At 38.3% G+C, this 23,001-nt stretch carries 17 protein-coding genes; 7 read left to right on the top strand and 10 right to left on the bottom strand.

The window, feature by feature from the left end:
* Positions 1 to 119: 119 nt before the first annotated feature.
* From MKJ01_RS09305 to MKJ01_RS09290, 4 genes are all read right to left on the bottom strand, one after another.
* Positions 120 to 3,308: an efflux RND transporter permease subunit gene (locus tag MKJ01_RS09305; protein ID WP_241613587.1), complete on the bottom strand. Its 3,189-nt coding sequence runs from the start codon at positions 3,306 to 3,308 to the stop codon at positions 120 to 122.
* 7 nt (positions 3,309 to 3,315) lie between these two features.
* Positions 3,316 to 4,377 (bottom strand): efflux RND transporter periplasmic adaptor subunit, encoded by a 1,062-nt coding sequence (locus tag MKJ01_RS09300; RefSeq protein WP_241613588.1) that lies wholly within the window; start codon positions 4,375 to 4,377, stop codon positions 3,316 to 3,318.
* Between the two features lie 9 nt (positions 4,378 to 4,386).
* Positions 4,387 to 5,739, bottom strand: coding sequence for a TolC family protein (locus MKJ01_RS09295; RefSeq protein WP_241613589.1), 1,353 nt, complete (start codon positions 5,737 to 5,739; stop codon positions 4,387 to 4,389).
* Between the two features lie 95 nt (positions 5,740 to 5,834).
* Entirely contained in the window at positions 5,835 to 6,428 is a 594-nt protein-coding gene (locus MKJ01_RS09290) for a TetR/AcrR family transcriptional regulator (protein WP_241613590.1), read from the bottom strand.
* 179 nt (positions 6,429 to 6,607) lie between these two features.
* Here MKJ01_RS09290 and MKJ01_RS09285 point away from each other — a divergent pair, with 179 nt between their 5' ends.
* Both MKJ01_RS09285 and MKJ01_RS09280 read left to right on the top strand, forming a co-directional pair.
* Positions 6,608 to 8,302 (top strand): hypothetical protein, encoded by a 1,695-nt coding sequence (locus MKJ01_RS09285; protein ID WP_241613591.1) that lies wholly within the window; start codon positions 6,608 to 6,610, stop codon positions 8,300 to 8,302.
* Positions 8,272 to 9,933: a T9SS type B sorting domain-containing protein gene (locus MKJ01_RS09280; protein ID WP_241613593.1), complete on the top strand. Its 1,662-nt coding sequence runs from the start codon at positions 8,272 to 8,274 to the stop codon at positions 9,931 to 9,933. Before MKJ01_RS09285 ends, MKJ01_RS09280 begins: the two co-directional genes overlap by 31 nt.
* A gap of 40 nt (positions 9,934 to 9,973) precedes the next feature.
* Here MKJ01_RS09280 and MKJ01_RS09275 read toward each other — a convergent pair whose 3' ends face one another.
* The 6 genes from MKJ01_RS09275 to recQ all read right to left on the bottom strand — a co-directional run bounded on the left by MKJ01_RS09275 (position 9,974) and on the right by recQ (position 16,498).
* Positions 9,974 to 10,798 carry a S1 RNA-binding domain-containing protein gene (locus MKJ01_RS09275; protein ID WP_241613595.1) on the bottom strand — a complete coding sequence of 275 codons (825 nt, stop codon included), beginning with the start codon at positions 10,796 to 10,798 and terminating at the stop codon, positions 9,974 to 9,976.
* Positions 10,799 to 10,845: 47 nt separating this feature from the next.
* On the bottom strand, positions 10,846 to 11,331 hold the full coding sequence (locus tag MKJ01_RS09270; protein ID WP_241613596.1) for a hypothetical protein: 486 nt from the start codon (positions 11,329 to 11,331) through the stop codon (positions 10,846 to 10,848).
* Between the two features lie 91 nt (positions 11,332 to 11,422).
* Positions 11,423 to 12,283, bottom strand: a complete 861-nt coding sequence (locus tag MKJ01_RS09265; RefSeq protein ID WP_241613598.1) for a DUF4476 domain-containing protein — start codon at positions 12,281 to 12,283, stop codon at positions 11,423 to 11,425.
* Between the two features lie 96 nt (positions 12,284 to 12,379).
* On the bottom strand, positions 12,380 to 13,783 hold the full coding sequence (gene lpdA, locus MKJ01_RS09260) for a dihydrolipoyl dehydrogenase (RefSeq protein ID WP_241613600.1): 1,404 nt from the start codon (positions 13,781 to 13,783) through the stop codon (positions 12,380 to 12,382).
* A gap of 120 nt (positions 13,784 to 13,903) precedes the next feature.
* On the bottom strand, positions 13,904 to 14,254 hold the full coding sequence (locus tag MKJ01_RS09255) for a hypothetical protein (protein WP_241613601.1): 351 nt from the start codon (positions 14,252 to 14,254) through the stop codon (positions 13,904 to 13,906).
* A gap of 39 nt (positions 14,255 to 14,293) precedes the next feature.
* Positions 14,294 to 16,498, bottom strand: a complete 2,205-nt coding sequence (gene recQ, locus MKJ01_RS09250) for a DNA helicase RecQ (RefSeq protein WP_241613602.1) — start codon at positions 16,496 to 16,498, stop codon at positions 14,294 to 14,296.
* Positions 16,499 to 16,655: 157 nt separating this feature from the next.
* On the opposite strand from recQ, the gene MKJ01_RS09245 reads away from it, so the two are divergent.
* From MKJ01_RS09245 to MKJ01_RS09225, 5 genes are all read left to right on the top strand, one after another.
* Positions 16,656 to 17,615, top strand: coding sequence for an SIS domain-containing protein (locus MKJ01_RS09245; RefSeq protein WP_241613603.1), 960 nt, complete (start codon positions 16,656 to 16,658; stop codon positions 17,613 to 17,615).
* Between the two features lie 11 nt (positions 17,616 to 17,626).
* Complete coding sequence (locus MKJ01_RS09240) at positions 17,627 to 18,121, top strand: hypothetical protein (protein WP_241613604.1); 495 nt, start codon at positions 17,627 to 17,629, stop codon at positions 18,119 to 18,121.
* A 76-nt stretch (positions 18,122 to 18,197) separates the two neighbouring features.
* Positions 18,198 to 19,025, top strand: a complete 828-nt coding sequence (gene tatC, locus MKJ01_RS09235; protein ID WP_241613605.1) for a twin-arginine translocase subunit TatC — start codon at positions 18,198 to 18,200, stop codon at positions 19,023 to 19,025.
* A 206-nt stretch (positions 19,026 to 19,231) separates the two neighbouring features.
* Positions 19,232 to 20,863, top strand: a complete 1,632-nt coding sequence (locus MKJ01_RS09230) for a M1 family metallopeptidase (RefSeq protein WP_241613606.1) — start codon at positions 19,232 to 19,234, stop codon at positions 20,861 to 20,863.
* Between the two features lie 128 nt (positions 20,864 to 20,991).
* Entirely contained in the window at positions 20,992 to 22,848 is a 1,857-nt protein-coding gene (locus MKJ01_RS09225) for a hypothetical protein (RefSeq protein ID WP_241613607.1), read from the top strand.
* The last annotated feature ends 153 nt before the right edge of the window (positions 22,849 to 23,001 follow it).

Below are 23,001 nucleotides of genomic sequence, written 5' to 3'. Positions count from 1 at the left end.
ACTAAAACTTTTTTTATCTCTATTGTGAAGTTCAATAAAATGATGAAAAATTATTTTACAAAAAAACCGCATTAATTAAATTAATGCGGTTTAAGGTTAATTAAGATTGGTTTATTAATTTAGTCGATGTGTTTCGGGGTATATCCGTCTTCACTAAGTTCTTTATGTTCATAATCGGCTTTCATTTCAGCTTCATAATCCACTTTTTCATGTTTGCCCATTCTTCTTAAAATGGAATCGAATAATGAATACACTACCGGTACGATGATCAAAGTCAGGAATAATGATGAGGTCAGACCTCCGATAATTACCCAAGCCAGTCCATTGTTCATCTCCGCTCCTGCTCCTTTTGCAATTGCAATCGGGATCATCCCGAAGATCATTGCAATGGTTGTCATTAGGATCGGACGAAGACGTGCGTGGTTTGCCTGAATCAGAGCATCGTGTGTATTGGCTCCGGCAGCTTTTCTCATGTTGGCAAAGTCAACAATCATAATCGCGTTCTTCGCTACCAAACCAATCAACATGATCATCCCCAGCATCGTAAAGATATTCAGAGAGTTCCCGGTGATGGCCAGAATAACCATTACCCCGATCAGCGCCAACGGAATAGAGAACAATACCACAAACGGATAAACAAACGAGTCATACAGAGAAACCATTACCAGGTATACCAATACGATAGCTGCTAATAAAGCAATCCCTAAAGTACCGAAACCTTCGGTCTGGTTTTCCATATCACCACTCCAGATATAACTTACGCCAGCCGGTTTTGTTTTTTCGTTATCCATAAACTGCGCTGCCCACTCATTGGCAACATCCCCTACAGGACGGCCCACCACTTTGGATTTTACTTTTACCGAAGGTGCTTTATCTCTACGCTCCAATAAACTTGGACCTGATCCCATTTTCACATCAGCAAACTGGCTCAATCTTACCTGTTCTCCTTTAGGATTGGTAAACATCAAGTTTCTAACGTCATCAATCGACTGTCTGTTGGCATCACCAAAACGGATATTGATATCATATTCATACTCTCCGGCTCTGAATTTCCCGTCTGTATTTCCACTGAATGCCGTCTGCATCGTTTTTCCTACACTGGAAAGATTCAAACCTAAAGAAGCCATTTTATCCCGGTCAATATTCACCTGAACTTCTGGGCTTCCCGAATCCGTTGACAATTCGGCGTCTACAGATCCCGGAACTTTTTTAAGCAATTCAAGAATCCTGTTCGCTTCTTTGTTCGCTGTTTCGTTATCCTGAGCGGTTACTACCAATTCAATCGGCGCATTGTCTGCCCCCATCAATCCGATTGGTGCCGTTTTGAATTCAACACCGGTGAATTTTTCTTCTAGAGCCCTTTTGATTTTTGCAGACTTGATATCCGTACTTTCATTACGTTCAGATTTATCCACCAGGATTACCTGAATTTCCGACTGATACAAAGTCGCCTGCGCTCCACCAAAACCTGATGACTGCTGGCCTACCGTTGTAATCATATCCACAACATCTTTATCATTTCTCAGGTACTTTTCAACTTCCAGAGTCAATTGGTTGGTTTTTTCTACAGAGGCATCTTTCGGCAACTCCATCTGAACGAGGAACTGTCCTCTGTCCATTTTAGGGAAGAATTCACCGCCGATAAATCCGAATGCCACCAACATGAATGAAGAAATCAGGATAATAAATGTTACGATCACCGTCATTACTCTCCTCAATGTCGTTTTTAAAGCCCATTCAAGAATTCCTGTAATCCAGTGTGTAAATTTATCCAGCTGTCTTTCAAACCAAAGAATGAATTTCTCGAAAGGATTTTTACCTGTCAGATGCACCAGTTTACCATATCTTGAAGATAACCAAGGAATAATTGTGAATGATGCCAGCAATGAAAATAATGTTGCTATAACCACCGTTACACAAAACTGAGCCAGGATATCAGAAACCAACCCTGAACTCATTGCAATCGGTAAGAATACCACTACGATTACCAAAGTAATGGCCGTTACGGTAAATCCAATTTCAGAGGCTCCGTCATACGCTGCACGAATCCTGCTTTTCCCCATCTCCATGTGACGGTAAACATTCTCCAATACTACAATAGCATCATCCACAAGAATACCAACCACTAAGGAAAGACCCAATAAACTCATTAAGTTTAAGGTATATCCCATCAGGTACATCCCGATTACCGTTGCAATCAACGACATTGGAATGGAAACCATGACGATGAAGGCATTTCTGATGTTATGAAGGAACAACAGCATCACGACAGCTACCAGAATAATCGCCAGGAATAAGTCGAAGATTACGTGGTCTGCCGCTTCAAGGGTAAAGTTTGTTGTATCATCTACAATATTGATTTTAATCCCCTGTGCTTTATAATTATCCTGAACCTGTGCGATTGTCTTCTGAACCAATTCTGAAACCGTTACTGCATTGGCATCAGACTGTTTTTTAACCTGAAGCAAAATGGTTGAATTCTGGTTGAAACGTGCCACTTTCTCTACATCTTTTTGGGTATCGAAAACCGTTGCAATATCAGACAAACGAACCTGTGCACCATCTTTGTTGGAAACCACCAAATTGTTCATTTCTGCAACATCCCTGTATTTTCCGGAAAGTCTGATCGTTGATCTGGAAGTTCTTGTCTTAAGAGCTCCTGTTGGGAAATCAAGATTGGAAGAAAGAATGGCCTGCTGCACGTCCCCTATTGAAAGGCCGTACCCCTGAAGTTTATTTTCATCTAAACTTACCTGGATTTCTCTTTCCTGTCCACCGACAAGTGTAACCTGAGCCACTCCGTTTACACGGGAAAATATAGGCTCCACTTTCTTATCTAAAAGGTCATAAAGCTCCTTGTTGTTTAATTTATTACTTGAAATACTCAATGTCATGATCGGGAGATCATCCAAAGAGAACTTTTGCAAAGAAGGCGGATCTGCATCATCAGGAAGATCTGCCAAGATCGCATTTACCTTTCTCTGTGCATCGTTCAACGCATAGTTTACGTCAGCTCCCGTGTTCAGCTGAACCATAATTACGGATAAGCTTTCATACGATGAAGACTCTACTTTTTTTACATTTTCCAAAGAACCTACGGCATCTTCAATCTTTCGCGTTACCGATGTTTCCACCTCAGCAGGGGAAGCTCCCGGATACACGGTAGAAATCGTTACCATATTGGTTTCAAACTTTGGAATCAACTCGTACCCCATCATGGAGTAGCTTAATAAACCTCCCAAAGTCAGGATCGTAAATAATACGATGACCAGGGACGGTCTTTTAATGGATATTTCTGCTAACTTCATCTTCTGGTTACTTTACGATATTGATTTTGGAACCGTTGTCAAGATTGATCTGGCCGCTGGTAATCACCTGCTCACCACCGCTTAATCCGCTTAAAATCTGTACCTTGTCACCATATACTTTTCCGGTCTGCACTTTAATCAGTTTTGCCGTTCCGTTCTGAACGATAAATACTTGTCCTGAACTTACTCCATTGACAAAAGCTTCTGCAGGAACAGTAATCATATTCTGAGTTTCCGCACCATGATTGGTTTTAAAGGTCGCTGTGGCATACATTCCCGCTTTCAGGTTTCCTCTGTTCTGAACTTCAATTTCCACAGGGAAATTTAATGAGGCATCACTTTTAGGAGCAATGAAGGTAATTCTGCCGCTGAAAGAATCTTCAGGCAAAACATTTACGTTGATGGATACTTCCTGACCCAGAGAAATCCTTCCGATCTGGCTTTCATCCACCAAAACCGAAAGTTTTAACGAATTGATATTAACAATTTCGAAAAGTGCAGTTCCCGGAGCAACAACGGTTCCCGGTTCCACCATTTTTTTATTGATGGTACCACTGATTCCCGCACGGATGCTGGTATCATTTACTTTTACACCCTGAGCTCTTACAGCTGCCTGTGCATTTTTCAACTGTAATCTTGAATTGTCGACCTGCTGTTTTGTAACACCGCCGGTTTTAAATGCATTTTCATATCGCTGATTATCCGCAATAGCATTCTGTAAATTGTTCTGAGCCTGGGTAACATCTACTTCAATGGCATCTCTCTTGATTGTTGCCAAAACCTGCCCCGCACCGACTCTGGAGCCTTCTTTTACCAAAACACTTACAATACGCCCTGAAATTTCAGCAGACTGCTGCATTTCCTGCTTCGGGATAAAAGTACCGTTAGCTGAATAATCCGTATCGATGTTTTCTCTTGACACGGTTATTACATTTACGTTGATTTTATCAACCTGCTTAGCTACTTCTTTTACTTCCGTCTCCTGTTTTTTCTTGTTATCTGCAATCTTATAAGCTGCCAGACCAATCAGGACAGCCGCAACGATGATATATATTAAAGTTTTTTTCATTATAGTTTATTATGGGTTTTGTAATGTATTTAATTCACCTTTTGCTTTGATTAATTTAATTTCAGCCTGCTTGTAATCCAATAAGGCATTGGCATAATTCTGTTTCGCCTGGGTCAGTGCATTTTCAGCATCCAGAACTTCGGTAAGCGTAGCCAATCCGTACTGGTAATTCGACTGGGTATTTTTCTGAACTCTTTCTGCCAGCCCCACATTGTCTTTCATACTTTCAAGATTGATCAGTGCATTTTCAATATTGGTGACTGAGTTTTTATAATCCAGGCTTAAATTCAGCTGCGTATTCTGGATATCCTGGTCTAAATCCTGAATATCAATTTCCGCCTGGTTGATCTTCGCCTTTGTAGATCCTCCTGTAAAAATCGGGATGTTGATATTTAAACCGATCGCTGAGTAGTCACTCCACAAAACGCCGTTATTGATTCCATTCGTAAGAGGGAATTTGGCACCCTGTCCGCCCCATCCGTAATTGGCAACCAGTCCGACCGTAGGATAAAGATAAGCTTCAGTTGCTTTTTTATTATATACTAAAAGTTCTCTGTTTTTTTGCAGCACTTTCACTTCCGTACGATCATCAAGATTTACAACAGAGGCTGCCAGTTCAGGTTTCGGCTCTATGGTTTTTTCTTCCAGTTCAATATCTGTACTGATCGGAACTCCCATATAAAATTTCAAAGCATTCTTTGAAAGCTCAACCGAATTAATGAGTGTCTGCCTGTTTGAACCGATATTGGTTAACTGAACATTGGTACGATCAAGATCAATTGATTTTGCCAAACCATTATCTACCAGACTCTTGATTACATTCCTCACCTTTTCCGTATTGGCATAGCTTGCCTCCACTGTTTTAAGGTTTTCTTCCTGTACGAAAACCTGATAATAAGCAGTCGCTACATTTTCAATGATCTGCTCATTGGTCAACTGGGCATTAAGCACATAAAATTCCCTTGTAGACTTAGCCGCTTTAAGACCTGTAAAAACCCTTTGATCGAAAAGAGCCTGTTGAACCTGAACAGATGCGGTAGAACTCCATGGCTGTCCCAGCTGTGCCCTGATCCTTTGACCGCCAAATTCAAGCAAAGATTCCTGAATAATCGGATTATAGGTTAAACCCGCTGTCGCACTGATCTGCGGTAATGCTCCGGCTCTGGCCTCATCAATTTTGTATTCGGCTTTTTTAATCTGTAAAGCAGCCTTTTTAGCTTCCGCTTTGTTTTGAAGTGCCTGCTTGATGGCTTCCTGAAGAGAAACCTGCTGTTGTGCAGACACCGATGAAAAACCGAAAATCATAAATGCAGCAGCTATCCCAATTTTTAGCTTGTCTGCAGTTATACGTTTTCTTTTCATAATTTTATACTTCGTTTATTTTTTAATGTAATTGTTTTCTGTGATGTTGTTATTTCTAAATGACGAACCATTTTTTAAAATACTTTAACATTTGTTTACTTTTTAAATAACATATTTAAAATGATCTCTTTTCTCTCAGAAATAATCTTATCGAATTCTTCTTCGCTGATCATTAAATTTTCCATCATTAAAGGCCTTACTGCACTTGGAAAAACCAATAAGGAAACCATATTTAATACAAACTGAATTGGCTTCATGGGTTCTATATTTCCCAGTTCCATCTCTGCCTCTATGTCTTTATACATCTTGTTGAGTTCATCTTCTTCAATTTCCTTTTTGTGACAATTTCCTTTATTAATCTGTGAAACGATATAGGTTTCCAGATACGGATACTGCAAACTTGTAGATAAACTTCCCTCTATAAACAAACCGATCTTTTCTTTAAAAGGCAAGTCAGAATTCATAATGATTTCTGATTTTTCATGTTCTACTTTCTGTGCCTCGTCAAAAATAATCTGGATCAGATTATCCCTTGATCTGAAATAATAGTTGATCAGTGTTCTGTTAACGCCGGCCTCATCAGCAATCTCCTGCGTAGTAGCGCTAAACTTTCCTTTCACAAAAAATAAATTCTTTGCAGTCTCTTTAATTAATTCCTGTGTTTGGTCTTTTTTTTCTTGTTTTGACATTTTTGTTAAACAATTTTGTGCAAATATAAATCAATCAATTGTTTTGACAAAATTGTTAAACAAAATTATTAATAGATTATTATGATATGCATCAGTTTTTAAGGTAAAACGATGTATTATGAATTCTTAACCTTTCGTAAGTAGCCCATTTTTATATCTTTACCGAAAATTAGTAACTGATGCGAAAAATCTCTCTTATCTTTACCATTCTCTACTTTGGATTTAGTTTCGCCCAAAATCATCTTTGGGATTTTCAGACCACCAGTCCCATTGTTCAGTCTCAACATATTATTACTTTAAGCGATACAGATTCCCAAGGGAATATTTATGTAGCCGGAAACTATGGCAGATTTGCATTTCCAAGTGTTAATAGCATTTCCTTTGGCACTATAACCAAAACAACATCAGCAACCGAAACTTTCAGAGCGGTTGTTGCAAAACTGGATAAAAATAAAAATGTTATCTGGGTAAAAGAAATCAGCTCAAGTTATGGATCTGGTATTACATCTTTGGTTGTCGATAAACAAGACAATGTAATTATTGCAGGTTATACAGATGGATACGATTTAAAATTAGATCCAAATTCAAATACCATTTTTAATACAGGAATTACCGAATCCAGTTCTTATATCGTAAAGCTTAATGCTGCCGGAAATTATATATTCGGAAACATTTACAATTATGTAGCAAATCTTCTATGTACCGTCGACCAAAACAATAATATCATATCAACAGGAAGTTATGTAAATTATCCGCCATTAGCCAATACTGATTTTAATCCTGATCCTGCGATTACTTATAATTTGCCGGCACCTAACGGAATTTTTATTATGAAAAATAATCCGGACGGATCTTTTGGATGGGCACGCCCTCTCCATGCTCATAATATGCCTGCAATCAACTGTGTAAAAGTGGACAAAAACAATAATATAATCGTACTGGGAAATTTTGAAGCTTATTTAAAAATCGACAACAGTACTTTTTCGGCAGGCACTAATGTTTCTAATCGCCATTTTTTGGCTAAGTTTAATAATACCGGGAATCTTATCTGGTATCAGGGTCTATCTGTTTATAGTTTACTAAATTCATCAAATTCCAAAATCGATATTGATAATGATAATAATATTTATACGGCAAGTTCATATTATGATACCCAAACAATAAATTTTCCAAATACCACAATAAACGCACCTTCCGGAGGCAGAACAATCATTTATAAAATAAATACTAATGGTCATTTGGTTTGGAATTCTCTGATAAAAGGTATTGATGCCTTTGATTTTCTTTCCATAAAATTGAATCCAGACAATACCATTAATTTCTTTGTACGCTATATGGATAATACGATTAAAGTGGTCAATGGAAATAATAACACTGTAGAGACGGTAAAAAAATTAGATTTAGGCCTCAACTACAGTTATCTGAGCCGTAATGCAGACACCTATTATTTAAAATTCAGAAATGACGGGAAACTAATTTTTAGCAAAAGCGATTTCTCTTCTTTCTCCTACAGTCAAAATATTGATTATGAAGGGAATATTATTCTTGCAGGATATTATGACGATTATCAGGATTTCGATCCTGATCAGGATGTTAAAATTATAAAATACACAAATGGTGATATCAACGGATTCGTACAGAAATTCGGAAAATGTTACAATGGAACACCGGATGGTGACAAAATACAAACTTTCTGTTCTTCTACAAGTCCTACAATAGCAGATCTGTCTCCGAATACCTCTTATACAAATTGGTATAATTCTCCGATATCACTTTCACCTTTAGCTGCAGATACCCCTTTGCAGAATAATATTATCTACTATGCATCGGTACAGGACGAATCTTGCCCTACAATCCTAAACGTCTTGCTGTAAATGTAATCATTAAGAATTCTCCACCTGCATTAACGGTAAATGATTTTTATTTTTGCAGCAATGTGAATCAGATGACCTTGAATCAGTTGAATATCAATAACAATCAAAATATTCATTTCTATGATTCTTCAGGAAACCTCATTAGTAATTATGCTAATATTATTGGAGGATATCAATATTATGTTACACAATATGGTAATGGCTGCGAAAGCGTAAAAGTTCCTTTTAAAGTTTTTTCAACACAAGGGCTCACTCCCGTAGCCAATACCCAACAGACCTTCTGTGCCAGCAACCATCCAACCATTGCCAACATCCAGATTACGGGTCAGAACATAAAATGGTACGATGCAGCAGGAAATGTTTTATCGTCAACAACAGCATTAGTTAACGGACAGACCTATTCCGCCTCCCAAACCATTAATGGTTGTGAAAGTAATACTATAGCCATCCAGGTTACGGTAAACGAAACGCCGAAGCCAACAGGAAATGCAGCTCAGGATTTCTGTGCTTCTGCAAATACCACTTTGGCCAATCTGGCCGTTACAGGAACTGCTTTAAAATTTTATGATGCAGCAGGGAATATCCTGCCGTTAACCACTCCTCTTGTTTACGGTGCTACTTACTTTGTTACCCAGACTATCAATTCCTGTGAGTCGGAAAAGCTGGCTGTTTCCATTACGCTCTCTGCTAATAATGTTCCGGCTGATGATTATTCTGATACACTTTGTAATAATACAACAGGAAACTCAATGATGATCAATCTCACCTCTTATCAGGCAAATATCATTACCAGTCCCGGGATGTATATATTTACCTATACAGATGATACAGGAAACATAATTACAAATCCTTCCAATTACATTTTAAATATCGGAACTACAATCATTTATGTAAAGGTTTCCACACCAGACGGATGTTTTAAAGTGGTAAAATTAAGTTTAACACTGAATCCGAAGCCTAAAATCATTCTTCCTGAAACAGTTGATTTCTGTAAAGGCAAGACTGCCACTTTGGATGCAGGCAGCGGTTATTCATCCTATCTTTGGAACACAGGTGCAACCACTCAGGCTATAACAGTATCAGCTCCTGGAACTTATTCTGTAACGGTAACGAACAGTTTTAATTGTCAGAATACTGGTCATATTGTTGTAAACTATACGGTGCTGCCGGAAATTACAACCGTTACCATTAATAATAATACAGCAACAGTGGTTCTTTCTGCAACAGGCAGTTTTGAATATTCCCTGGACAACTCCAACTGGCAGGATTCCAATATTTTTACTAATTTACATATCGGAGAATATATGGTTTATGTAAGAACCAAAGGCGGATGTATCATCGGACAGAAATCGTTTTCGATATTTAACATTCCAAATGCTTTCACTCCAAACGGTGACGGATATAATGACCACTGGAAAATTGCCGGGCTTGAAAATTATCCGGGAACCGAAGTGAATGTGTATGACAGAAAAGGCCTTCCTGTATTTAAAGAAACAACAACCAAAAAACCGATGACCTGGGACGGAAAGTTAAATGGAAACCCTATTCCTACAGGAAATTACTGGTACACCATAAAAATTTCTGACGGTAGATTATATACCGGCTGGCTGCTGGTTAAGAACAGAGAGTAAATAAACTAAAAACGGGCAGAAAATTCTGCCCGTTTTTAGTTTATAATAATCTGATTTTATCTTCCGAAAGATCGATCACCTTATCTTTATAAAGTCCGCCGACAGCTTTCTTAAAATTCTTTTTGCTCATCTGAAGCTCATCTTTGATCTCTTCAGGAGTTGATTTGTCTGAAAGATAAAGCAAACCGTAGTTTTCCTCCAGTTTATTCAGGATTTTCTGTTTGAATTCGTCAATATTTTCAAAACCTTCCGGCTGTAAGGAAACATCGATCTTCCCGTCTTCACGGATGGCTTTGATGTAGCCGGTCTCTTCAGACAGAGGATATAGTTTTTTAAACACATCGGAAGCATAGATCAGCCCGATATATTTTTTGTTGATGACCACATTCCAGCCTAGTTCACTTTCATTCATCATCAGCAAGTCTACTTTATCACCTTTTGCGAAAGGCAGATTCTCGTATTGAGGATTTCTTTTAAACTTGGTCGTCCCTGTAATGAGTTCCAGTTCGTCATCAATGTAGAGGTGAACAAGATATCTTTTCCCTTCAATAATCTTTGTTTTCTGCTGCTTGTAGGGAATAAACAGGTCTTTGATAATTCCCCAGTCCATAAAAGCTCCGCTCGGAAGGCTCTGCACACAGCTCATTACGGCAAATTCACCCACTTCAGCCAGAGGAGTTTCTGTGGTCGCTTTTAATTTATTGTCATCCTGATATACAAAAACTTCAATTTCATCATAAGTTTCCTTATCGTCCTGAGCAAAAATCTTGGGTAAAAAAGCTTTTTCACCGGATTCATCGGTCAGGATCCATCCTGAATTATTTTTTTCTGAAATTTTTAAAGTCTGCGTTTTTCCTGGTTGCATGAATAATAAATTAGCTGACAAAGATACGGAAATATAAAATCACAATACTATTTATAATTTTGCAGATCTTTTTTAAGAGTCTCTGCTTCTTCTAAGTAATTGGCTTCTTCGATTATTCCCTGCCCTTGTTTAAGTTTCTGTACGAGCTTTCCTTTATCATAATAACATCTTCCTTCAGCTGTTAATTTAGGTGTTTTGAGAGATGTGCTTCCATCTACTGTCTGATATCTTTTAGCATATACAAAAATCAGCCGGCCTTCATCGGAGAAAAAATATTGGGTTATTGTATTCCAGGCAGACAGACCTATAAACTGTTCTATTTTCCTGAGTTTATTATTTTTGTAATATCCTTTCAGCTCAATCCCATTATCCGTTACCTTATTCTGACTGACAAAATAAGAATTGGGAACGGTTTTGATTTTATAATTTGCCGTTTGGTTAATAGCTGTTACCTGGCGAGTTATATTTTTAACATCCTGAGCCAACATCCAGCAGGAACAGCTTATGAATAAAGCCAAAAGTATCTTTTTCATTTTTTCATTTAAAAATTAGTCAATAAAAACAATGGGAAATTATAACATGATTTTAAATCGTAAATCATGAATATCCTATATTCCATACGGATTATAAGGTAGAAATATAATCCATCAGTTCCCTTCTGCTGCTTTCAAAATCCAGGGCATCCCCTACCATAAAGTATTTTTGCTTGTCAACGCACTTCGGAAAAAGCAATTTGGCCAATGTAATTTTATTCTTGTCAAAGCTTAAATCTTTTACAAGAGTACTGACCTGCTTTGAAGTAAACATAGCGTGACGGCCCTGCCCTTTGATAAAGGCTATCTTTTTATCATCGAACCACGCATCTCTTTTCATGGCTGAAAAAAACTGCTGAAAATCCTGATTATCCATGACATTTGGGTAATTCGTAGTGTTATCCCAATCGCTCGGGTTTCCATACGGATTATTCCAAACGTCGTTCCAGCTGTTAAAACCGTACGATTGGTTCGGTACAGGATAATTATCCAACAGATATAAGCCTTCTGTTGTGAAAAAATCCAGAACCAGTCTGCTGTTGTTCCGGACATTTAAAGTCGTTCTGTATAATAAATAACCGCTTTCATAAATAGAAACGGGAATTCTACCAGCTGGTAAATCAAAAAAACGGAATTTCCCGGAATTGTTTGAGATAAACTGATCTCCTATTTCCACACTGAAAAATCCCTGTTCGGGAATTCTTAGAAAAACTTCGGAATAGCCATATTCCTGATTCCATTGGTATTGTGGATCTTTTGTCCTGAAACCCTCTTTACCCTGGTTTCTGAAACCTGAATTATTATTGATCTTTTTATCTGCCCTTTTGCTGTTTAAAGTACCAATTTCAGTTTTGGAAGCCTCATTTTTCAGAAGCTCACCTGATTTTCCTGCTTCTTGCGCAGATAAATTTAACGCAGCGAGAAGCCATACGCTTATAAAAACACTTTTCATACTTTGTATTTAAAGCTCACTTTTTTAATAAAAAAAGAGAGACTAATGCCTCTCTAATTTACAAATATTTTTAAATGATTTACATTTAATCATTCATTACATATGAATTGGTCTCTTTGCCGTAGCATCCAGCGCCGCTTCTTTGATTGCTTCTGCATAAGTCGGGTGAGCATGTGAACTTCTTGCGATGTCTTCAGCGCTGGCACGGAATTCCATAGCGATAACGCCTTCTGCGATAAGGTCGGCAGCCCTTGCTCCCACAATATGCATTCCTAACACTTCATCTGTTTTTTCATCTGCAATAATTTTTACCAAACCATCAACATCACCGCTGGCACGGCTTCTTCCCAAAGCTCTCATCGGGAAAGATCCCACTTTGTACGCTACCCCTTCTTCTTTTAACTGCTCTTCAGTTTTACCCACTCCGGCAACTTCAGGCCAGGTATATACAACACCAGGAATTAAATTATAATTGATGTGAGGCTTTTGTCCAGCCAAGATTTCAGCGACAAAAACACCCTCCTCTTCCGCTTTGTGCGCAAGCATTGCTCCTTTGATCACATCTCCGATCGCGTAGATATTGGCTACATTCGTCTGTAAATGGTCGTTTACTTTTACTCTTCCTCTTTCATCAAGCTCAACACCTGCTTTTTCCAATCCCAGTCCGTCTGTAAAAGGTTTTCTTCCTACAGAAACCAGACAGTAATCTCCTTCTACCGTTACTTCTTCTCCTTTTTTATCTTTGGCAGTAATTTTTACGGTATCACCATTTCTCTCTACTGCAGAAACAGCCGTAGAAAGCATAAATTTCATTCCCTGTTTTTTAAGGACTTTAGTCAATTCCTTGCTTAAAGCTCCGTCCATTCCCGGAATAATCTTATCCATAAATTCAACAACCGTTACCTGGGCCCCTAATCTCAAATATACGGAACCTAATTCCAGACCGATCACACCACCACCGATGACCACCAAATGTTTAGGGATCTCTTTAAGGTTTAATGCTTCTGTAGAAGTGATTACTCTTTCTTTATCTAATGTGATGAAAGGCAGAGAAGTCGGTTTGGAACCTGTTGCAATAATGGTATATTTGGATTCGATGGTTTCCGTAGAACCGTCGTTTTTCGTTACTTTAATCTGAGTAGCCGATTCAAAGCTTCCCACACCTTCAAAAACCGTGATTTTGTTTTTGTTCATCAGGTAGCTGATTCCGTCTGTATTCTGCTTGATTACCTCGTTTTTACGCTCGATCATCCTTGCGATATCAGCCTGAGGCTCATTGATAATAATTCCGTGACCTGCAAAATTGTGTTTGGCATTCTCAAAATGCTCAGAGCTGTCTAAAAGCGCTTTTGACGGAATACATCCCACGTTAAGACAAGTTCCTCCCAAAGTCGGGTATTTTTCAATAATTGCTGTTGTGAACCCTAATTGTGCGGCACGAATTGCAGCAACATAACCACCGGGACCGGAACCGATTACGGTAACATCGAATTGACTCATGTTATTTATATGAATTTGTTATTATTAACTTACTTAATGCTTACAAATTTACTGATTAATTACCAAGTGCCCAACTGAGATTTGTCAAATTTTGGGAGGAAAATTTATAATCTTAAGATATTACAGGTCCACACTCAATTTCCCTTGCCCGAACATTCCTGTACTGTCAAAATACGAACCTCCATAAACATACCAGTCAATACTTTCCAGAAATTCAACAGCATTTTCAGACGTAATATTCGGTCGGTCTTTTTTAGAAACGATTCCCTTGTACCATCTTCCCGATTTGGAAAAGCTTTCGAATTCTACAAAATAATGGATCCAGATTCTCTGGCATAGTTTACATTGCTGAATGGTTACTTCTGCATATCTTCCATTGGTATGGTCAATACCTAATTCTGAGCTTCTGTACTCAGTATAGTGTGCATTGGGTTTTTCACACACGCATCCTATTTTGGGGATCGTATTCATGTAATTTCTTTACAAGTATTTCGTTAAGGTATAATCTATTTAGTTGGCTACATCACTGATAAATTTAATACGCAGCATTCTCACTTCTTCATCAGAAAGTTCATCACCGAATTCATCCAGCAGTACTTTCATACTGTCACTTTCAGATTCATTCATAAATTCCATGAAGCCGTCTACAATATCTTCATCAAAGTTGTCTTCAATATAATAATCGATATTCAGTTTGGTACCCTGATAGACGATACGTTCCATTTCCTTCAACAGTTCATCCATTGAAATGTTCTTGGCTCTTGCAATATCTTCAAGATCAATTTTTTTATCGGTGCTCTGAATGATAAAAACTTTGTGGCTGGATTTATTTGCTACCTGCTTTAATACCATATCCTGAGTACGCTCGATATGGTTATCCTCTACATACTTACTGATAAAATCAGCGAATTCCTTACCATATTTCCGCGATTTCCCTTCTCCTACGCCATAAATTTTGGCCACCTCATCTACCGTAACCGGATATTGAACCGTCATATCTTCCAGACTCGGATCCATAAAGACCGTATAAGGCGGAATGCCATGCTTCTTGGCAACTTTTTTTCTCAATTCCTTTAATAAGGCAAAAAGGTTTTGATCCATCCCTCCTCCCGACTGCATCTGGATCTGGTCGCTTTCAACTTTTGCCTGTGTAAGATCAAACTCACGGTCTTCGGCAATAAGGAAGGAATGTTCAAGTTCACCTTTTAAAATCAGCCTTCCTTTTTCAGCAATTTTTAAGACACCGTACGTTTCAATATCTTTCTGTAAAAAATTCTGCACAGTTGCCTGCCTGAGGATTGTTTTCCAGTAATTGTCTTTTTCATCTTTACCAAAACCGAAATAAGGTGCCTGCTCAAGTTTGTATGATTTTGTTACTGCATTTTCTTTTCCTGCAATCACAGAAATCAGGTCTTTCGACTTGAATTTTTCTCCCGTTTCATTGATAAGTTCCAACACTTTCTTCAGATCATCGGTAGCATCTTTTAATTTAGGAGGATTTGATGAATTATCACACATATTGGCTCCTTCCCCTTGAACAGGGTCAAAATTTTCACCGAAATAATTCAGAATATACTGCCTCCTGCTCATTGAAGTTTCGGCATAGCCTACGATTTCATTCAGAAGCTGTAACCCAATTTCCCTTTCTGAAACCGGTTTCTGAGCAAGGAATTTTTCGAGCTTTTCGATGTCTTTCGGATCATAAAATGCCAGACAGTAACCTTCTCCACCGTCGCGGCCTGCACGGCCCGTTTCCTGGTAATAGCTTTCCAGTGATTTGGGAAAATCATAATGAATAACGAAGCGGACATCAGGTTTATCGATTCCCATTCCGAATGCAATGGTTGCCACAATGATATCCACATCTTCCATCAGGAATTTATCCTGATTGGCGACCCTTACTTTTTGGTCAAGTCCGGCATGATATGGTAGGGCATTGATCCCGTTTACCTGTAAAAGCTGCGCAAACTCTTCCACTTTCCGGCGGCTTAAGCAGTATACAATTCCTGATTTCCCTTTATTTTGATTGATGAATTTTACAATTTCCCTGTCTATATTTACTTTAGGCCGCACCTCATAATAAAGGTTAGGCCTATTGAAGCTTTCTTTGAATACCAGCGCATTAGACATGCCGAGTGTCTTCTGGATATCATCCTGAACCTTAGGCGTTGCGGTAGCCGTCAGAGCAATCACAGGTACATCGGCGATTTTATCAATAATTGCTTTCAGGTTTCTGTATTCAGGCCTGAAATCATGTCCCCATTCTGAAATACAGTGGGCTTCGTCTATGGCAACAAATGAAATTTTGACTTCCTTTAAAAAATCCAGGTAATCTTCTTTAATTAAGGATTCAGGAGCGACATACAGAAGCTTGGTCTTCCCGTTTTTAATATCGTCAAATACCTGTTTGGTCTGTGTTTTGTTTAATGAGGAATTTAAAACATGTGCTACTCCGTCATCAGATGATAATCCGTTCACTGCATCTACCTGGTTCTTCATTAAGGCTATTAATGGTGAAACTACGATTGCCGTACCTTCAGATATAAGAGCCGGAAGCTGGTAACATAAGGATTTCCCCCCTCCTGTAGGCATCAGCACAAATATATCTTTACCTTCTAACAGGTTCTGTATAATTTGTTCTTGCTGGCCTTTAAAAGTAGAAAACCCGAAATATTTTTTCAATTCGCCTGATAAATTGGCTTTTTTTGCGCTCATCTAATTTTCTATTGCTAAATTTGCATCTAATCCAAAGTTATACATTTTTTGCGTAACATAAAAGTAAACGAATGTATTAAAAATAAAAATTATATTAAAAACTCCTGTAAAATTATACTATTTTCTAAGAGTTTCTATATCCCTATTCAAAAGTAAAATGGAGAGAGCCAATATCATTTCAATTGCAAAAACCACACTGGAAATTGAAATTTCTGAACTTGAAAAATTAAAAACCCGACTTGACGACGAATTTGCCAAAGCTGTGGAGATTATCCATGATGCCAAAGGAAAGCTGATTGTAGTAGGCATCGGAAAATCCGCCCATGTCGGCAATAAAATCGTAGCCACATTAAACTCTACCGGTACGCCTTCGCAGTTTCTTCATGCTTCGGAAGCTATTCACGGCGATCTGGGAGTCATACAGAAGCAGGATGTCGTTTTATGCATTTCCAACTCAGGAAACTCCCCGGAGATTGTCAATCTCGTTCCTTATTTGAAAGAATATTCTTCCTCATTAATTGCCATGACAGGAAACAAATCAAGCAAACTTGCAGAATTTTCCGAAGTGATTCTTGACACCCATGTCGATGTGGAAGCATGCCCGAACCAATTGGCTCCTACCAGTTCAACAACCCTCCAGATGGCTTTGGGGGACGCTCTGGCTGTTTCTCTAATGGAAATGAGTGATTTTAAAGCCAATGATTTTGCCAAATTCCATCCGGGTGGAAGTTTAGGAAAGAATCTGATTTCAAAAGTAGACGATTTCCTTTCTTCCCAAAAGCCCCATGTTACTGAACAAGCCACGGTAAAAGATGTTATTATTTCCATCAGTGCATCAAGACACGGAATAACGGTAGTGACCGATAAAAGTGAAATTATCGGTGTTATCACTGACGGCGATTTAAGAAGGATGCTGATGAAAGGCGACGACATTTCAACGGTTCTTGCAAAAGATATTATGTCTGCTAATCCGAAAACGATTGAAAGGACAGCACTTGCGAAAGAAGCCATGAAAATTTTAAAGGACAATAACATCGGGCAACTGATTGTGACGGAAAACGGTAAATATTTCGGTATTATTGATTTGCACAAGCTCTTGGATGAGGGTATTAATTAGTTTTAAATACTATGGCGGTTGTTTACCTGTTAATTATTTTTGTTTTTCTCCTTAAAAAATATTTAGATAAACAGTCAGAGTCATCTGCTGTTCAGGGACACTTCCTTCGTGAAGAAGAAATTGATGATGAAGAAAAGTATGACAAATTTTGTCCTGATCATTTTGAGGTATTAAAAAAATCTTTAATTTTCTGTACTTACGATGCCGATAAATTTCGTTTTATTCCTTACGAAATTGCTTCTATACGCAGTTTAAAAGATGATCTGGATGATATTTTTGCAGAGAAGTGGTTTGAATGTTTTTTCAGAAATCAATTCGTTGAAGAAAATATAAGACCCAAATTATTGGTTTTGAAAGAAACCGCATCTCTAATACCTTATAATGAATGGCTTTCTGAATCAATAGATCTTGATCGCAATGTATATTGGAGAGAGATCAATATAATAGCAGAAGAAATATTAACAGATCTGAATATTGAACAAAGAACCTACAATATTGATTATTAAACATCTGTCTTGCGATCCTAATGTCCTGCTTTACTGAAACTTTTTTCATACATTTGAACCCGTAAAATATTATTCTGTGAGTGATGCTAAAGACATGTCCTTCTTCGGGCATATTGGTGAATTAAGAGGTCACCTCATCCGTTCGATCATAGCTATTATAGTAGCTGCTATTATTATCGGCTTTAATATCAACTGGATCATGGACCATATCTTTTTTGGTCCGACGAGAAATGATTTTCCTACTTTTGAAATGGTTAACCATTTTTCAAAAATGCTTTTAGGAGAAGACAGCATTCATCTCCCGAAAGACTTCCCCGTACGTGCAAGTAAGCTTTATCAGCAGTTTAATGTGATGATGGCAGTTTCGATCTTCGGGGGAATTGTGGTTGCATTCCCTTATATTGTCTGGGAATTATGGAGATTCATCAGTCCGGCACTTCATCCGAAAGAAAGAAAAAATTCTATTTTTATAATCAATTCCGTATGGATCCTGTTTATGACAGGCGTTTTATGCGGTTATTTTTTAATTCTTCCTTTTGCCGTTAATTTCGGGGTGATTTTTAAAATTTCGGATATCATCATTCCTCTTTATGATCTAAGCGATTACACCACTTTGTTTTTACAGGTTGTTTTGGGGATGGGGGTTATATTTCTTTTTCCGGTCCTTATCTATTTCCTTACAACCATCGGGATCCTGACCCCAATGTTTATGAGAACCTACCGTCGCCACGCAATCGTTCTGATCATGGTAGTGGCAGCAATTATTACGCCTGCAGACGTTTTAAGCATGATGATGGCCGCATTGCCGTTGCTTTTGTTATACGAGTTCAGCATCCTGATGTGTGCCTACACGTATAAGAAAGTTCAGAAGGCTGCCGGAAATCTGCCGGCAGTTCAGAAATAATTTTCAGAATCTTTTGATAAAATATATTCCCGCAAACTGACTTTGCGGGATTTTTTTATAAGTACAATATATGCAAAATGTATCTGCATCTGTTTTTATGGAATCAACATTCATTACACTTATAAAAAACCTTAGTATATTTTTATTTTCTTAAGATTGTATCATCATTAATTTTTCTACTTTTGAAAGAGAATAAATTATTTCAGATGAAAAAACTGCCATTGACCCTTTTACTCGCTTCAGGACTTGCTTTTGGGCAATTATTTGAAAAAAACAAAGTGTTTACGAAACAGGATTCTTTAAAAGGTTCCAATACATCGTTCCGGGATTTCTGGGATGTTAAAAAATACGATCTTTCCGTAGAGCCCGATTTTGCAAACAAAAGTATTAAAGGCAATAACATCATCAGTTTTGAGATTATTGAAGAAGTTACCAATCCGGTCTTCCAGATCGATCTTCAGCAACCGATGAAAGCGGATAAGGTGGAAGCAAGCTTTCCAGTGGCGAATTATAATCAGGAAGATGATTTTATCTGGATTAAAAGTAATAAGACTTTTAAAAAAGGAGAAAAATTCACTATTAATATTGCCTATTCCGGGAATCCGACAATTGCTAAAAATGCGCCGTGGGACGGAGGCTGGGTTTTCGCCCACGATGAGAAAGGAAACCCGTGGATGAGTGTTGCAGACGAAGGCATCGGAGCTTCGATCTGGCTTCCTACAAAAGATATCTGGAGCGATGAGCCTGACAATGGGATTATTATGAAAATTGTTACGCCGAAAGACCTTGTAGGCGTAGGAAACGGCAGGCTGACCGATAAAAAAACGAACGGAGACAAGACCACTTATACTTGGGAAGTTAAAAATCCGATCAATGCCTATTCTATTATTCCGAATATCGGAAAATACGTGAATTTTAAAGATACTTTCAGTGGCGAAAAGGGTAAACTGGATCTGGACTATTGGGTAATGGACTATAATCTGGACAAAGCCAAAAAGCAATTTCAGCAGGTGAAGCCGATGCTTTCCGCATTTGAATACTGGTTTGGCCCCTATCCCTTTTATGAAGATTCTTACAAGTTGGTGGAATCACCTTATCTCGGCATGGAGCATCAGAGCAGTGTTGCGTATGGAAACAGGTATCAGAACGGGTATCTGGGAAGAGATCTTTCCGGAACCGGTGTCGGGCTGAACTGGGATTTCATTATCATTCATGAAAGCGGGCACGAATGGTTTGCCAACAATATTACGGCAAAGGATCAGGCCGATATGTGGATTCATGAAAGCTTTACCAATTACTCTGAAGTTTTATTTACTGAACGTTATATGGATAAAAAATCAGCTGATCTTTACGCTATCGGGATCAGGGAAATCATCGCCAATGACATACCCATCATCGGGAAATACGGAGTAAGAAATGAAGGCAGCGGCGACATGTATCCGAAAGGGGCAAACATGCTGCATATGATCCGCCAGGTCATCAATAATGATGAAAAATTCAGGCAGATTTTAAGAGGATTGAATAAAGACTTCTATCACCAGACCGTTACCACCCGGCAGGTTGAAGAGTATATATCAAAGAAATCGGGAATTGATTTTTCTTCTGTGTTCAATCAGTATTTAAGAACAACAAAAATTCCGGTTCTGGAATATTCTCAGAGAGGAGAAGAACTGAAATTCCGTTATACCCACATCGTGAAAAACCTGCAGCTTCCCATAAGAATAGATGGTGAGCAGACCATTACTCCAACCGAACAGTGGCAGACAGTAAAGCTTAAAAAAGGGTCTCCGGTACAATTCAACAAAAATTATTATATCAATTACGAAAAAGTACAATAATATTTTGAATAAGGTAAAACAGTGTTGCTGTTCTGCTTTTTTAATAATTAATTTTAAGAAAGTTTAATACAGCTGCATGTAACAAAACGCTTCTGTAAACAACTAACTACTGTATAAATTAAAACTCAATGAAAAAAACAGCCCTTAGCTTAGGTATATTATCCGCTTTTCTGGCGAATGCCCAATCTATTAAAACGACTATTGATCTGGTAAATGTAAGGAATGACCAGGTTGCCGTTACAATGGACTTTCCGAAAATGAAATCAGGAGATGTGAAATTCCATTTTCCTAAAACCGTTCCGGGAACCTACTCCGTAGATGATTACGGAAGATTTGTGGAAGGGATCAAGTTTTTTGACAATAAAGGAAAGGAACTGACTTTTACAAAAGTGAGTGACAACACCTATGCCCTTAAGAATGCGCAGAACCTGGCAAAAGTTACTTATCTGGTAAATGACAGTTTTGATGATGAGGCAGACACTTCAAAACACAAAGCCGTGTTTTCACCTTCGGGAACAGACATTGAAGAAGGAAAAGTATATCTTCTTAATACCCATGGGTTTGTAGGATATATTGACAATATGCAGGATGTGCCTTATCAGCTCGTCATCCAGAAACCGACAGGTTTTTACGGAACTACAGCTTTGGTTGACCAGGACAAATCTGAATCTACAGATACTTTTACCCTTGCGAATTATGCTAAGCTGACTGATTCCCCGCTGATGTACACAAAACCGGACTACATTACATTCAATGCCGGCGGAATGGACCTGGTGTTAGGAGTGTATTCTCCTTCCGGAAAATATAAGGCGGCTGATTTTAAAGAAAATCTTGAAAAAATGGTAGTGGCCCAGAAGAAGTTCCTGGGTGATATGAACACCAATAAAAAATATGCGATTATGCTTTATCTGGCTGGAACCGACGGCCCTCAGATCAAAGGTTTCGGAGCACTGGAACACCATGAATCGACGAGTGTCGTGCTTCCTGAAATGATGCCGAAAGAAGCGATCGACAAAGCCATTACGGATGTAGTTTCCCACGAGTTTTTCCATACGGTGAATCCTCTGAAAACGCATTCCGAAGAAATCCATTATTTTGATTATGCAGATCCGAAAATGTCCCAACACCTTTGGATGTATGAAGGCGGAACGGAATATTTTGCCAATCTGTTCCAGATCCAGGAAGGCCTGATTACGAAAAATGAGTTCCTGCAGAGAATAAATGAAAAGATTACCAATTCCAAGAACTACAACGATACCATGCCTTTCACGGTGATGAGTAAAAATGTGCTGAAGGACGAATATAAAGACCAGTACAGAAATGTATATGAAAAAGGAACGCTTCTGGCCCTGTGCCTTGATATAGAACTCAGAAAACTCTCAAACGGTGAAATGGGATACCGTGATATGATCAGGAAACTGTCCCAGAGATTCGGTGAAAACAAACCTTTCAAAGACGATAAATTGATTGATGAGCTGGTGGCTGTTACCGGATATCCACAGGTAAAGGATTTTTATACTCAATATATTGCCGGAGACAAGCCGACACCGTATGCCCAATATCTTAATATGGTTGGGGTAGAATTAAAAAAACAGGAAACCCCTCCTATTTTCTGGTTTGTTAAAGATCCGCAACAGACCGGCTATAATGACAAGAACAATACTTTTGTATTTGATGAAAGTTCAGCTCTTTCACCTTTTGCAAAAAGCATAGGGTTTAAAATTACAGATGAAATTGTTGCCCTGGACGGGAAAACCATCAATGTCCAGAATATTCAGGACTTCATCAATTATTCAAAAACCATTAAAGAAGGACAGAACGTAACCGTGACGGTCCTCAGAAATAGCGGTGGAAAATCTGAAAAACTGGATCTTAAGGGCAAAGCGATCCTTGATAAAATGACGATAGAGAACCTTCAGTTTAAAACCAATCCAACGCCGGCGGAACAGAAGCTGCAGGATCAGTGGCTGACAGGAAAAAAATAAGATCTATAAGAATATTAATCAAGCGGGAAAACTTTTCCCGCTTTTTGTTTGTATAAAGTATCTGTTAAAATCTATCATTGAAGTTGTTTAAACTTTTAATTTTTTGATTAGCCTTAAAGAAAATGCTAAAAAGTGCAGGTTCTTCCAGGTAAT

It is taken from the genome of Chryseobacterium sp. SSA4.19 (assembly GCF_022601875.1).
Taxonomy (GTDB): Bacteria; Bacteroidota; Bacteroidia; order Flavobacteriales; family Weeksellaceae; genus Chryseobacterium.
The sequence above is the reverse complement of the archived record's forward strand: the minus strand, read 5'-3'. Positions and strand labels throughout refer to the sequence as shown.